The organism is Bdellovibrio sp. HM001 (assembly GCF_055397275.1).
Window position 1 is genome coordinate 261417 of the sequence record NZ_AP029174.1, and the last position, 14387, is coordinate 275803.

Genomic DNA, 14387 nt, shown 5'->3' on the forward strand with positions numbered 1-14387 from the left:
CAGGTCCCGCGTCCAGAGAGGTCTAGTTTTTAGTGGAAGTGGCATTCACAGGCATCGTCATAGGGCATCAACCAGTGACCATTTAGAGACCGAGGGACAAGCTTAGAGGTCAGAAGGAGTTCCTCTTATGTTCAACGTCTTTGTCTTTCTTCTTTTCTCTGTGGGATTTGCTCAGGAAAAAACGCAAGTAAGCACATTCACGCCTCAGGGCTACGTCAAATCTGTAGAACAGATTCGTATTGAATTTGCCAAACCCATGGTGAAGTTCGGCGAGCTGAATCTGGAAGCTCCGGCACAGAGTTCGTGTCTGGACTTCAAAAAAGGGCAAGGGCGCTGGATCGACACACGCAACTGGGTATTTGACTATAAAGAACCACTTGCTGGCGGGCTTTCCTGCGAGGTCACTGTGCACGGGCAAAAGTACCGCTTCAATACAGGTGGGCCTCACGTAAAGCAGATCTTCCCGCAGATTTATCGCCCTGTGGATCCGGAACAGAACTTCGTCATCGTTTTGGATTCTCCGGTCAAAAAAGAGACGTTGAAAACCGAAGCCTACTTTGTTGCGGAGGGCTTGGGAGACCGCTTGCCGGTTGTGGAAGTCACTGGTGGTGAAGCTGATAAGGTTCTCAAGGCGGCCCAGCAGGAATACCAATATGAAAAAGAGGAGTTCAAGGGCGACATCGTTGTGTTAAAAGCCCAGCGCCCCTTTCCTGCCGGAGGTCGTGTCAGCTTTGTCTGGTCCAAGTGGATTCAGTCCCCTTCAGGAAACACTTCGCAAGAAGATGAAACATTTGAGTTTCAGGTGCGTGAGCCGTTCAAAGCTGAATTCGGCTGTGAACGGGAGGGGGCGGGAAAGCCCTGCGTACCTCTTTTAGGGATGCGTCTTTCATTTAATTCTTCAATCAGTCTTCAGGACGCCCGTCAGATTTACATCGAGACGGCTGACAAAAAGATCCTCAAGCCCTGGGGACTGGAAGATCAAAGTGCCAAAGAGCGTATCAGCTATCTGGAGTTCAAGGGACCTTTTGCACAAAAGTCTTTGTTCACTCTTGTCATCCCCAAAGGTTTAAAAGATGAAGAGGGGCGCCTGCTGTCAAATCAGTCGCAGTTTCCTTTAAAAATAAAAACAGGTGATGATCCAGCCCTGCTGAAGTTCCCAGCCAGCTTCGGTGTGATTGAGTCCGGTTCCGATGCGGCCATGGCCGTGACTCTACGACGTGTGGAAAAGACGGTGGATACGCAGTTTGCCGGATGGACCGGGCAGTTTAAAGCGGTGGATTTTAAGTCCATCATCGCCATGCTCAGTGAAGTGCAGCAGCGTCCGTACGGTGAAGAACCTCTGAAGTGGAGAAATAAACCCACACAAAAGATTCAAATTAAAAAACCGTCCAATCCTGCGGAAACAGAAGTCGTTGGCGTGCCACTCAAAGGCAACGGCTTTTTTGTGGTCGAAATGAAAAGTCCTTTGTTGGGTGAAAGTCTTCTGGACAAAAAGAAACCATTCTATGTTCGTTCTTCCGGATTGGTGACGAATCTTTCTGTCCATGTGAAGTACACACAGCAGGAAGCCTGGGTCTGGGTCACGGAGCTGAAGTCGGCAAAAACAGTTTCAGGTGCCAAAGTGCAGATCTTCGACAACGCTGGAAATGTCATGGCCACCGCAACGACGGATGCCAAGGGATGGACGTCTTTCAAGTTTGCAAAGTCGATTTCCGACTGGAAAAGAGACGAAAACAGTAATTTCTATGGCGGATTCTTTGCTGTTGCAGAAAAGGGCGATGATTTCAGTTTCACCCACACCTCCTGGGATAAGGGTATTGAATCCTGGAGATTCCAGATTCGTGGAGGCGACAGTGAAAGTTCCTTCCTGGGGCATGCCATTTTGGATCGGACTTTGTTAAAGCCGGAAGACAAACTTTCGGCCAAGATTGTTCTTCGTAAAACCACGGCGGGTGGACTGGGTCTGCCGGCAGAATCGGAACTTCCAACCAGAATTTCTTTGGTCCATGATTCGGGATTGCAGTCTTTCAAACTGCCTTTGAAGTGGAATAGAAATTCGGGTGTGGCGCTGTTTTCGTGGACGATCCCGGCCGGAGCCAAACTGGGGAACTGGTCTTTGACTTTGGAGCGCGACAAACCGGCCATGCAAATTGTTGTCGGGGATGTGGCAGTGGAAAGTTTCCGTGTTCCACTGATTCAGGTGCGCGTGGATGGTCGTCAGCCATCCTATGTTCTGCAAAAAGACGTCCCCGTGCAGGTTTCCGGAACTTATTTTTCAGGCGGGCCCACCGGGGATTTACAGGCAAAAATGCGCTGGAGTGTGGAGCCGGGATATTTCTCTCCGCAGGATGATGATTTCAATGACTATTCTTTCGCTAATGGTGCGGTGAAAGAGGGATTGTTCCGTCAGGGGGAAAGCGACAGCAATCGCTATATTCCTCAAAGTGGTGTGAAGGACTTGCGCCTGAACAAACAGGGTGTGGCCGAAGAAACTGTCAGTGGAATCAGGTACGCCGACGGTCCTCAGAATCTTCGCGCCGAAGTTGAATTCAAAGATCCCAATGGTGAGATTCAAAGTGTCAGTCGCACATTCCCGCTCTGGCCGTCTTCAGTTGTTCTGGGGATCAAGTCCCATGGTTGGTCTGCGACACAAGAGGCCGTTGAATTTGACGTGGTGGCATTGGATCTGCACCAGAAGGCTTTGAAGGGCCAGTCGATTCAGGTCGATCTTTTCACCAGCCGCTATTATTCTCACCGGAAGCGTCTGGTCGGCGGGTTCTACGCTTACGAGGATTTCCAAGAATACAAGAAGGTGGGCGAGCTATGCAAAGGCACCACCGACGCCAAAGGGCAGTTCCTGTGTCGCGGAAAATCCAAGGTGGCTGGCAATGTGATTGCGGTGGTGTCCAGCAAGGATTCCCAGGGACGCATCAGCTACGCCAATGTTTCGCAGTGGATTCTTAAACCCGGCGAAACGCAGTGGTTCGGGGCCGATGACAACGATCGCGCGGACCTGATTCCATTTAAGAAGACTTACGAACCGGGCGAGGTGGCGGAGTTTCAGCTGCGCACTCCCTTCCCGCAGTCGAAGGTTCTGGTGACGGTGGAACGCGAAGGTGTTCTGCATTCCGAAGTGCTGGATGTGTCCGGTGAAAAGCCGACAATCAAGATTCCGATTAAGAAAGAATATGTTCCCAATGTCGTAGTATCGGCCTTTGCCATTCGCGGTCGACTGGCCGATCCGAAACCAACAGCGTTGGTGGATTTGGCAAAGCCCGCTTACAAGCTGGGTCTGGCGCAGATTAAAGTTGGCTGGAAAGAAAATACACTGAAGGTCGCGGTCACGACGGACAAGAAAACTTATAAGGCCCGTCAAAAATCCCAGGTCACTGTCAGTGTGAAAGATCACTTGGGGAGACCGGCCTCGTCGGCAGAAGTGGCTTTAGTGGCGGTGGATGAGGGGCTCTTGGCTTTGCGAGATAATAACTCGTGGGACCTTTTGTCTTCCATGATGCGCTTGCGTCCTCATAGTGTGCAGACGGCGACGTCGCAGACACAGGTGGTGGGGAAACGTCATTTCGGTTTAAAAGCTCTTCCTATTGGCGGTGACGGCGGCGGGGGATTGCGGCGGGAGCTGTTTGATACCTTGCTTTACTGGAATCCGTCCGTGAAGCTCAATGCGAAGGGTGAAGCCAAGATCGATATCACCCTGAATGATTCAACCACCAGCTTCCGGATTGTTGCGGTGGCCTTGCAGGGCAAGGATCAGTTTGGAACGGGATGGACGTCCATTCAGTCCTCACAGGATCTGATGATTCTGCCCGGGTTGTCTGCGGTGGCTCGTGAAGGTGATGCGTTCCAGGCTGGCTTTACCGTGCGCAATGCCTCGTCATCGGTGCAAAACCTGAATCTGGCATTGGCAGTAACACCGCCGCAGGAAGGTCACAATGTTCAACAGCTTCGTTTGAATCCGGGAGAAGCGAATGAAGTTTTCTGGAACATCAAGGCCTCGGGGGCTGGCACCATGACCTATGTGATCACCGCCAAAGACTCTCAAGGGCGTGTGATGGATGAGATCAAGAAGACACAGACCATTCTGCCGTTACGAGTGGCAAGAATCTATCAAAGTGAATGGGGCTCATGGCCGGATTTTAAAAAGCTGTCGTTGCAGCAGCCTCAGGGGGCCGATCCTGCAAAAAGTTCGATTCAAGTGGAGGTGGCAAACTCTTTAGGAGCCTCCAGCGCGGGTATTGAGGACTTCTGGAAGAACTATGTGTTCACCTGCCTTGAGCAGCAGGTGTCCCGCACAGTGTCTTTAAATGACAAAAAGGCCTGGCAGAAGCTGGAAGAAAAACTGGATGCGTATATTGATGGCAATGGGTTGTTGCGCTACTTCCCGGGGAATTCCCCCGGCAGTGTGAACCTGACGGCTTATATCCTTAGTGTTGCACACGAGGCCGGATTTACTTTCAGTGACGATCATGAGGCACGTTTGCTTGATGCCATGAACGCATTTGCAGAAGGCCGACTGAATGACGGGGCTGAGTTCAATCGAGCGGATACAGTTCTGAAGAAGATTTCTGTTTTCGAGACCCTCTCCCGCTATCGTCGGTTGAATGTGGATCTTCTGTCTGGAGTGGACTATCAGCCGAACCAGTGGCCGCTGTACAGTCTGGTGGAGTGGTATCAGATTCATCTGTGGGAAAAAGATCTTCCAGGGCGCGAGCAGAAGCTGGCGGAAATAGAACCTGTTTTAAGAAACAGATTCTATTTCTCTGCTAAGAGACTGCAGTTGCGCGAGGAAAGTCTTGAATCCATGCCGTGGCTGATGAGAGATCCGGAAAGCTCCATTTTAAGGCTGATTTTGACGACAGTGACTTTGCCGCAGTGGAAACAGGATGCTCCAAGATTGTTCCAGGGTGTGCTTGCTCGTCAGGTGCAAGGAGCGTGGAGTCTGACGGCAGGCAATGCCTGGGGTTCTTTAACCGCGAGAAAGCTTCAGGAGGTTTATTCTGAAAAGGTCGAAGGCACTTTTGCAGCGACATTGAATAAAAACTCTCAAACGTGGAATTGGGTCAAAGGTGGAACCGGCGTTCTGACGTTACCGTGGACGACCGACAAAGGGGAACTGGCTCTGGAGCAGAAAGGTGCGGGCAATCCTTGGATCACTGTTTCTGCCAAAGCGGCCATTCCGGTGACCAAGCCGGTTTTGGCAGGTTTCAACGTGGAAAAGACGATCACGGCCGTTGAACAAAAGAAGAAGGGCGTTTGGAGTGTCGGAGATACCGCGAAGGTTCAACTGAAGATCAAAGCCAAAGCGGCACAAACCTGGGTGGTGGTGGAAGATCCGATCCCTGCCGGGGCCAGTATTCTTCAGGCATCCTACGCAACTTCTGTGGAAAGAAAGCCGGAGCTGATCCGCTTCTATCATTCGTGGTTCCCTCAGGAAGAGCAGATCATCGAATACACACTGCGCTTTAATCAGGTCGGAACTTATCAGTTGCCAGTCACCCGTATTGAGGCCATGTACAGCCCGGATCTGTTTGCGGAGTTGCCAGAATCAGTATGGAAGGTTCAGGAGTGAGAAAGAAGGTAATCGCAGGACTCATCGTGGGCACCGGTGTTCTGGCGTTGATGGCGGGGCTGGGGTACTATGCTTACACCGCTCCCGCTGTGCCGGATTTTTCCGGACTGGAGAAGTCCTACAAAAGTTCAGATCTTTTTCTGGTGGATCGCAAAGGTCAGCCTCTGCAGCAATGGCGGCAGGATATGTCCAAGCGCTCATTTCTGTGGGTGAAATACAAGGATATCTCGCCGGAAGTGATTTCAGCGGTTCTTCTTTCAGAGGACAGAAACTTTCTTAGTCACCACGGAGTGGACTGGAAAGCTCTTGTGGCATCAGCTTATCAGCGCAGCTTTAAGGAGTCTTCTCGGGGAGGAAGCACGATTTCCATGCAGCTTTTGAAGCTGCTTCATCCACGCAAGCATCTATGGCGCGGATTTTCTGGGAAGATCCGACAAATTGTGGCAGTGTCTTTTCTGGAAAACCGTTGGAGCAAAGAGCAGATCCTGGAGGCCTATTTGAATTTGGTGGGATTTCGCGGAGAGTCCCGCGGAATCAGTGCTGCGGTATGGAACATGTACGGTCAGACTCCGCGGGATGTTTCAAGGCTTGATGCAACCTTGCTGGCGGTTTTGATTCGGTCTCCGAATGCGGATGCAAAACAGTGGGCGCAGAGGGCCTGCTGGCAGGAGCCGGATTTATGTGCTGCTTTTGAGTCGCGCATTCGTCACGCCAATAATTTGAAAATGAACACCACCAATGAAGCTCTGCATCTGGCGCAAAGGATTTCTCGTGAGGGGCGTCGGGGACTTGTGCAAACCACTTTGGATCGCGAATTGCAAAATTATATCCAAGAGCAGATCACAGGTCAGATCCGAAAACTCAAAGAACAGAATGTGAGCGATGCCGCCGTTCTGGTGATTGAAAATGCAACCGGTGAAGTCTGGGCTTATGTGGGTGGTTCGGGTGATCTGTCCTCGGCTCCTTATGTGGATGGCGTTCAGGCTTTGCGGCAGGCGGGATCGACCTTGAAGCCGTTTCTGTATGCCACAGCGTTTGAAAAAAAATTGCTGAATGCAGAATCGTGGATAGAAGATTCCGCTGTGGACATTGTTTTTGACCGAGGTGTTTATAAGCCGCAAAACCATGATCGGCAGTTCTATGGTTGGGTGATGGCGAAGACGGCATTAGGTTCTTCCCTGAACGTTCCCGCGGTGAAGGTTTTTAAACTTCTTAATGATGACTCTTTCTGGAGCAAACTCAAAAACCTTAACTTTAAAAATCTGGAGGATCCGGAGCACTATGGCCCGGCCTTGGCGTTAGGGGTCGCTGATGTGAATTTGGAAGACCTGACGCTGGCTTATCGAAGCTTGGCTCGTGAAGGATACTTTGGCCCGATGAAGTGGCAAACCGACGAAGTCCTGCCGTCCGCGCAGCCTGTATTTACACCCGAAAGTGCCAGAGAGGTTCGTAAGATCTTATCCGAGAATCAGAATCGTGCTTTGGGTTTTGGTCTTGATTCGGCATTGGCCCTTGCTGGCGCTGCCGTCAAGACGGGAACCAGCAAGGATATGCGCGATAACTGGTGTGTGGGTATGAATGATCGTTTTACCGTTGGTGTTTGGGTGGGTAACTTTGGCGGCGAACCGATGTGGAACGTGATGGGGGTTACCGGGGCTGCGCCGATCTGGAAGAAAACGATGATGTGGCTGCAAGAACATTACCCTTCACAAGAGGTCAAGTTGGTTGAAGGTGACGGCAAAGAGGTCTCCAAACCTCAGGCCTACCCCGGCGCACGTATTTTGTATCCTCAGGATGGAATGATTCTGGCCTTGGATCCGGCCATTCCGGCGGCCCATCAAAAGATGCCTTTGTTGGTTGAAAACACACTTCATCGTGACTTGTATTGGCGGATCAATGAAACAGAAAAAATAAAGGCGACCGGTTCTTATCTTTGGTCGCCTTCATTGGGTCGTCACCGCTTTTCCCTTTATGATGGGGATAATAAGCTGGGTGAGGTTTCGGTTTTGGTTAAATGATTAAATATCGTAATGGAACAACACAGGAACCTGCATGTCCGGATGCACGCTTTGTTTCACCGGGCATGTCATGGCAATGTCTTCCAGCTTTTTGCGATAATCGTGTGGAACACTTTGAGGCATGTGCAAAACAACGTTGAGCTTTACAATGCGGCGTGGGTTTGTGCCCATTTCCTTTTCAACCTCAACGCGAGCGCCTTTAAGCTCAACACCATCTTTTTCTGCAGCAATGGCCATCACAGTCATCATGCAAGATCCCATCGCGGCTCCCAACAGATCCGTTGGAGAGAAGGCCTCACCCTTGCCATTGTTGTCTCTGGGAGCATCTGTTTCAATGCGCGAAGAGGACGGGCCATGAGTGATCTCACAATGTTTTTCACCTTGATAGACGGCAGACATTTTAACCATGAAGTAACTCCTAAAGCCTTAACATGGACTCAAATTGCTACAAGGTCAATGGGGACAGAACTAAGAAGAGGACATCTCTTCGATAATTTTACGCAGGCGCATCTCTGAGGACTTGGACATATCCGCGTAGATCTTACGAAGATGAGTGGATCTCACAGGGTCATTCTTGGAGGTCTTCATTTCGCGACCAAATTTGAGAGCCGCACACACACTTTCGATCACCACTTTGCGCTTGGAGTCTTTAGTGATGAAGTCAAAAGCGCCCAGCGACAGGGCTTCCAGGGCGCGGGAATGATCCCCGTGAGCGGTTAGAACCACAAAGGGAGTCATCTGGCCCAAAGAACGAACATAGGCCAGGAACTTCAAGCCATTCATGTGAGGCATTTCGATATCAGAAAGGATGGTATCAAATTCTTGAGCTTTGACGAACTGAAGGGCCGCGGAGCCATCTTCCGCCTCGACAATCTCATCGACAAACTCTTTCAGGAAGTGCTTTAGAAGTTCGCGGATATCAGAATCGTCTTCTACAATCAGTAAACGACTTTTCTCTTCTTGGCCGGCCATCCTGAGTTCTCCCTATAAAGAGTATTTATTTATGACTCCCAACAGGGTGTCTTTCTTAAAGGGCTTGGCAATGTGGTCATTGCATCCCGCCTTCAGAGACTTCTGGCGATCTTCCGAGAGCGCATGGGCCGTCAAGGCTATGATGGGAACTGGGCTTTTGTGCTCAGTTCGTTCCCATTCTCTAATTCGATCAGTGGCTGCGTAGCCATCCATCTCAGGCATTTGCACGTCCATAAAGACGATGTCAAACTCACCTGACTTTACCTGATCTATGGCTTGAAGTCCATTCTCGGCTTCAATTATTTCGTAAGGTTCGTTCTTTAAATAATGTGTGAACAGGGTTCGATTGTCTTCCGTGTCGTCGGCGATCAGGATGCGAATTTTCTTGTTCGGATCGCGGACTTTGGGTTGGGCAAAAGTCAACTCGGGTGTTTTCATGGCCAACGGCTTGTGCGTCACCGGATTGTAAATCTGTTCCCGATAAGGAATTGTGAAGAAGAAGGTCGTGCCTCCGCCGGGTTTACTTTTAAACCAAATTTGTCCACCCATCAGTTCCACCAGACTTTTGGAAATGGCCAGACCCAGGCCGGTTCCACCATACTTGCGTGTGATGGAGTTGTCGGCTTGAGAGAACTTTTGAAAGATAACATTCTGTTTTTCTTCAGGGATTCCAATTCCGGTGTCGCTGACACTGATCATTAAAGTGTCCTTCTTCGAGGGGTTTTTCCCGATCAACACACGCACATGCCCTTTATTGGTGAACTTGATCGAGTTCCCAATCAGATTAATCAGCACCTGTCGCAGCTTTGTGGGGTCTCCCATCAGATACGGTGAAACTCCCGGGGCGATTTCGCAACTGCATTGAAGCCCTTTTTCCAGAGCTCGGGGTTTGACCATGTCCTCCAGGTCCGAAAGAATTTTCTTCAGGTCAAAGGGGATATTTTCAATTGAGACCTCGCCAGCCTCAATCTTGGAAAGATCCAGGATGTCGTTGATAAGAGCCATCAAAACTTCACCGGCCTTACAGAAGATGGTCACATAATACTGCTGATCTGCGTCCAGTTTTGTTTCCTTCAACAGTTCGGCCATACCCATGATGGCGTTCATCGGTGTGCGGATCTCGTGACTCATTTGTGCAAGAAACTCAGATTTGGCCTGTGACGACTTCAGAGCTTCATTTTTTGTGGCTATCAGTGACTGTTCAACCCTTCGAAGCTCTGTGATGTCCTGAGTGGTCACATACATATACAGGGCATTTCCGTAGTCGTCATATTCCGTCCGGCCCTTGCAGCGAACCCAAATCAGTTCATTGGCGTCCTTTTTCATGCGCAGATCCACCTGGAACGGCGTAATGTTCTTGTGGGCCTCAGCCAGAGCTTTATCAAAAAGTGGAAGATCCTCGGGGTGAATCAGGGAACGGAAAAGAGCATAGCTGGGGACAACATCTTCAGGGGTCAGTCCCAGAAGATGGAACTCTTCTTCGGACCAAAGGCAGCGACCTGTTTTAATGTCCCAACGGAAAGAGCCTGTTTTGGACAGTGCCTGGGATTCTTTGAGCAGTTCCTCTTTCAGTTTGAGCTCTTTTTCAATTTCCTTTTTCCACGTCATATTCGCACCAATGAGCGCTAGAATGACTTTACTGGATCGCTCGCTGCGTATGCGTGCCCAGGATATCTCCAGAGGAATTCTTTCCCCGTTAACCGGCTTGAGTGTGGCTTCCGAGGTGTGTGGATTTTTCGGGCCTGAATTGCGATGAAGAGACTCTTCGATTTTCTTGTAATCAGTGTCCAGCCAATTGCGCAGGTCGGTGTTTCTGAGTGTTGCGGCGTTGGTTCCAATAAGATTCTCGGCTGCCGGATTGAGGCCACGGATACGAAAGACATTCTTTCCTGGAGTGGTTTCTTCGACATCAACGACAAAGAACACTTCATTCAGGGAATGAACCACATTTTCCAGGAAATCGCGGGCCAGCTGAGTTTTGCTGAATTCTTCCGAGACTTCGTTGAATTTCTTGAAAATATCTTGAAATTCGTCCTCCTCAATCAGGGGAAGCTTCTCTGTAAACTGGTGTTCTTTCAGCTTTTCCAAGCCGTCGGCCAAAACGGCCGTGGGGAAAAAGATGCGGCGGTATAAAAGCCAGGCTCCGGCCAAGGCCAGGCTCCAGATAAGAAAACCACCGATAAAAAACCAAGGGATCTTTAGGGACAAAGGGGCCAGGATTTCGTTCAGACTGGTTTTGCTGATCAGAATCCAGTCACTGTTGTCCAGGATATTAACGCGGCCGATGGACTGCAAACTGGGGGTTTCCAGATAGTCGTCAGATGATTCAAACAGGGTGGTCTTGTCCATATAACGTCGGACCTGATTGCTGGGAAGGACCACGGACAAAGCGGCGTTCTGGGAACGGCGCATGTTTTCAAGGACGATCGCCGAATCATGATGATTTCGAACTTTCTTCAAAAAAGCTTCGGGGGACTGCAGAAACAGACGAGGATTGTTGCGAAGTAAACCATCAGATCCGAAGGCGACCACCTCGCCGGTTTCAGCCAGTCCCAGATCCTTCCAGTTCTTATTGTTGGATAGAATGCGATCAATTCTTTCCAGTGGAATTTGGAAAATCAAACTGCCGACAAACTTTGTCTGATCAAACAGAGGCATCACCATCAGACCTGCCGGGACGTGCCAGAAGTGGCTTAGTGATGCGAAATCAAAGAACCTGGTGGCCCCTTTGGGGGCATTTAGTGACCATCGATAGGCTTGTGACAGACGCGAGTTTGCAAAGGTCCCGGTCGTCAGATTTTCACCGAAGTTCAGCCCTTTCTGGGCTGAATAAGCCACGACACCGCGAGGGTCGACAAGCAGAATATCACCAAGGTGAGCTCGCTCAAGAACTTCAGTCAATCTGGTGTGCAAAGATTCGTAGCTTTTGAAGTAGGCCAGATCTGGGAATCCCTGAACCGTGGAAACCTGCAACAGGGGACGGCCTGTTACTTTTGAACTTTGCAGGAACTGATACTGCAGAAACAAAGGTAGGGACGTCATTTGACTCAATACTTTTTCAAGATCCGTCACTTGTGTCAGCGGAGAGTTTTCGGCCAAACCCTTGCGCCATTGATTCAGGCTGGGATGACGGCGAATCCAGTCTTGAATTTGCTGAGATTCGCTGGGAAAGCGTTTGAGGAATTCCAGGGCCGGAGAGTATTCCGAAGTCAGTACCAGAGTGTTTTTGATATAGGAAAATTCGCTTTGCAGTTCTTCGGCCTTGGATTGGCGAATCTGTGTCAGACGTTCCCGAGTACTTTGTTCCAGTGAAGAACTGCCCACCTGATAACCCACAGTTCCGGCAACCAGGAGCGTGCCCAGTACCAGTACCGAGGTGAAAAGAAACAGGCGGTTTTTGTGGTTCATAGACTCCTACATTGGAACGTAGTGGATATCGATGTTAAGAAAGTGAATCTTCATTTTTTTCAGAAGGTCAGGAAGTGGAGTTGAATCATTCTTTTTTGCAGCAACTTCCATCTGGGCGGCAAGCTCGCTGAGTTCAACGAAACCATATCCAGCAGCGGCACCTTTGATTTTGTGAGCCATTTGAGCAATGGCTGTCAGATCGTTTTTCTCTACAAGAACAGACAGAGACTCTATATCCTTCTTCCGGTTCTCAACAAATTGAGGAACCAGATCCTGTAGGTCAGCATCAATTTCAACCTTCACTTTAGACATTTCCATGCCCTCCTTATCCTCGATAATGGCTCAGGTTTTCAATTCATATTAGTTTATGACAGTGTTTATTGCATACATTTAATACCGAGAGTAGATTCGAAAAATGGATTTCAGGAGAAGGTTTTGTGTTCAAGAAAGTACTCGTCGTCGTCTGCTCCGCTTTTATGATTACATGCACGTCACAAAAGGAACTGGGCTCTTCGGAACGGCCAGTCCGTCTTGCTTTGGTGCCAGGGCAGGACTCTGCCGTCTTGATTGAAAATGGAAAAATTCTTGAGAAATGGATTCTTCAAGAAAGCGGTGTGCATGTCCGAGTGCAGGTGCCTGTCAGCTTTGTCGCTGTGGTCGAAGCTATGGGATCTGAGCGTGTGGATGTTGCGATCTTAAATCCCTTTGGATACATCCTGGCGCACGAAAAGTACGGGGCGACGGCGAAGCTTATGGGGGTCAATGGAGAGTACTCTCACTACTGGGGTCAGATCATCACGGCCAATCCGAAGATTAAAAATCTGAAGGATTTAAACGGTAAAAAATTTGCCTTTGTCGATCCGGTGTCAACTTCGGGATATATTCTTGCGGCCAAACTTCTGCAGGATGAAAAGATCAAGCTTGGTGAAACCATTTTTGCGGGCAAACACGACAGCGTGGTCACCATGGTTTATCAGGGACGCGTGGATGCGGGGGCCACTTATAACACCCCCTCTGAAAACGGAGTCCCCCAGGATGCTCGTCGTTTGGTGACGACACAGTTTCCGGATGTCTATGAAAAGGTGCGAATTCTTGCCAAGACCGGGCCGATCCCCAGTGAACCGGTGGTTTACCGAAAAAACTTCCCAACGGAGCTGGAAAGAAAGATCAGTCAGGCTTTAAAAAGCTTCTCCTCAACTCCAGAAGGCGCAGCGGCCTTAAAGAAGCTCTATCATCTGACGGGATTCAAAGATTGCTCTGATAAAGATTATGACGGTGCCCGACAAATTCTGCTGGATCTGGGCCAGAAGGTTCAGGATCTTGTAAAGTAATCAGCAACTTAGACGGATTTCGCGCTCGACCTTGAAAAAAGCCCGAATTTGAGGTCTAATGGTTCCATGCGCCGTTCAACGTTCATGAATCTTATTCTAAGATTTTGTTGCAGCAGAGAAGATCTGCTGAAGGCCTAGTTCTATCTTTTTTGTTCTCTGAACATCTTTCTTAAAAATCAAAAACACACACAACATCATTCTCTCGTGAGGAGGAATTTATGAACACAGAACCTCGTATTCTTATTACCGATCAGGATTTCCATCGTTTGTCTGCACTGGTGTCTCAGGTTGAAGGACCATTTTCAGAAGCCTTGGAAGAAGAGCTGGGCCGAGCCAACGTCATCGCTCAGAAAGAGATCCCTAAAGACGTGGTGACCATGAACTCTCGCGTGCAGTTCCTGGATGAAGTCACTGGTCAGGAAAGTGAGATGACTTTGGTGTATCCGCAGGAAGCCAACTTGGAAGCAGGTCGACTTTCTATTCTGGCACCGGTGGGTATTGCTTTGTTGGGTCTGAGCGTCGGTCAGGAGATCAACTGGAAAATGCCAAATGGACAGACTAAAAAACTGAGAGTGAAGGCTGTGATTTATCAGCCCGAAGCTTCAGGTCAGTTCGAGCTTTAATCCCGAAGCTCTTTGCAAATAAGAGCTTTCTTGGTTTCATTTTTCGTGTAGGTGGCTCGAAATTCGCGGCCACCTTGCGAATAGGACAGTTGCGCATCCACGCGCACGTCCTTGGAGTTCCACAGTTGCACATAAGTTTGATTGTCCAGCAGTGGGATTTGATAAATACGCACGGGAGTGCTTTCCACGACCGTTGTGTTCTGTAAAAGATCCACTTTTCCCAAGTACATGTTTTCTGTCGGATCAAAATACTTCTTCATGCGCACAGAAGAGAAGTTGTTGTAGTCTTCTGCAAAATTGCAGTTATAGACCGAGCTTTGTGCCTGTGTCTGAAGTGCCATACCCAAGATGAAGTAAACAAGCCATTTTCCCATAGTTAACTTATCGTTTTTCCGTCTTAAGACTTAACGCCGGAGGGCTCGCCTTTGGGCCAGTTTGCCTGACTTGACTG

General features: G+C 49.4%; 9 protein-coding genes. 4 read left to right on the forward strand and 5 right to left on the reverse strand.

Annotated features, from left to right (window positions below; translation table 11 throughout):
- Window positions 1–127 precede the first annotated feature (127 nt).
- Both ACZ5ZZ_RS01325 and pbpC read left to right on the forward strand, forming a co-directional pair.
- Window positions 128–5584: an alpha-2-macroglobulin family protein gene (locus ACZ5ZZ_RS01325; protein WP_464140908.1), complete on the forward strand. Its 5457-nt coding sequence runs from the start codon at window positions 128–130 to the stop codon at window positions 5582–5584.
- On the forward strand, window positions 5581–7602 hold the full coding sequence (gene pbpC / locus ACZ5ZZ_RS01330; protein WP_464140910.1) for a penicillin-binding protein 1C: 2022 nt from the start codon (window positions 5581–5583) through the stop codon (window positions 7600–7602). Before ACZ5ZZ_RS01325 ends, pbpC begins: the two co-directional genes overlap by 4 nt.
- Here pbpC and ACZ5ZZ_RS01335 read toward each other — a convergent pair whose 3' ends face one another.
- From ACZ5ZZ_RS01335 to ACZ5ZZ_RS01350, 4 genes are read right to left on the reverse strand one after another with little or no spacing between them, the layout of a single operon-like run.
- Window positions 7603–8010 carry an OsmC family protein gene (locus tag ACZ5ZZ_RS01335; RefSeq protein ID WP_464119747.1) on the reverse strand — a complete coding sequence of 136 codons (408 nt, stop codon included), beginning with the start codon at window positions 8008–8010 and terminating at the stop codon, window positions 7603–7605.
- A 60-nt stretch (window positions 8011–8070) separates the two neighbouring features.
- A complete protein-coding gene (locus tag ACZ5ZZ_RS01340) occupies window positions 8071–8574 on the reverse strand; it encodes a response regulator (protein WP_464132914.1) in 504 nt (167 codons plus the stop codon).
- Window positions 8575–8586: 12 nt separating this feature from the next.
- Window positions 8587–11982: an ATP-binding protein gene (locus ACZ5ZZ_RS01345; RefSeq protein WP_464140912.1), complete on the reverse strand. Its 3396-nt coding sequence runs from the start codon at window positions 11980–11982 to the stop codon at window positions 8587–8589.
- A 6-nt stretch (window positions 11983–11988) separates the two neighbouring features.
- A complete protein-coding gene (locus tag ACZ5ZZ_RS01350) occupies window positions 11989–12294 on the reverse strand; it encodes an Hpt domain-containing protein (protein ID WP_464132918.1) in 306 nt (101 codons plus the stop codon).
- A gap of 125 nt (window positions 12295–12419) precedes the next feature.
- Here ACZ5ZZ_RS01350 and ACZ5ZZ_RS01355 point away from each other — a divergent pair, with 125 nt between their 5' ends.
- Window positions 12420–13313 (forward strand): phosphate/phosphite/phosphonate ABC transporter substrate-binding protein, encoded by an 894-nt coding sequence (locus ACZ5ZZ_RS01355; protein WP_464140914.1) that lies wholly within the window; start codon window positions 12420–12422, stop codon window positions 13311–13313.
- Window positions 13314–13531: 218 nt separating this feature from the next.
- Window positions 13532–13936 (forward strand): nucleoside diphosphate kinase regulator, encoded by a 405-nt coding sequence (rnk, locus tag ACZ5ZZ_RS01360; RefSeq protein WP_464119756.1) that lies wholly within the window; start codon window positions 13532–13534, stop codon window positions 13934–13936.
- Here rnk and ACZ5ZZ_RS01365 read toward each other — a convergent pair.
- Complete coding sequence (locus tag ACZ5ZZ_RS01365; protein ID WP_464132922.1) at window positions 13933–14310, reverse strand: cell wall hydrolase; 378 nt, start codon at window positions 14308–14310, stop codon at window positions 13933–13935. The genes rnk and ACZ5ZZ_RS01365 overlap by 4 nt on opposite strands.
- Window positions 14311–14387 lie beyond the last annotated feature (77 nt).

What these genes read in the sequence shown, in the direction of transcription:
- ACZ5ZZ_RS01335 (WP_464119747.1), bottom strand. Translation starts at nt 8,010, where the DNA reads ATGGTTAAAATGTCTGCCGTCTATCAAGGTGAAAAACATTGTGAGATC.
- rnk (WP_464119756.1), top strand. Translation starts at nt 13,532, where the DNA reads ATGAACACAGAACCTCGTATTCTTATTACCGATCAGGATTTCCATCGT.
- ACZ5ZZ_RS01350 (WP_464132918.1), bottom strand. Translation starts at nt 12,294, where the DNA reads ATGTCTAAAGTGAAGGTTGAAATTGATGCTGACCTACAGGATCTGGTT.
- ACZ5ZZ_RS01365 (WP_464132922.1), bottom strand. Translation starts at nt 14,310, where the DNA reads ATGGGAAAATGGCTTGTTTACTTCATCTTGGGTATGGCACTTCAGACA.
- ACZ5ZZ_RS01325 (WP_464140908.1), top strand. Translation starts at nt 128, where the DNA reads ATGTTCAACGTCTTTGTCTTTCTTCTTTTCTCTGTGGGATTTGCTCAG.
- ACZ5ZZ_RS01340 (WP_464132914.1), bottom strand. Translation starts at nt 8,574, where the DNA reads ATGGCCGGCCAAGAAGAGAAAAGTCGTTTACTGATTGTAGAAGACGAT.
- ACZ5ZZ_RS01345 (WP_464140912.1), bottom strand. Translation starts at nt 11,982, where the DNA reads ATGAACCACAAAAACCGCCTGTTTCTTTTCACCTCGGTACTGGTACTG.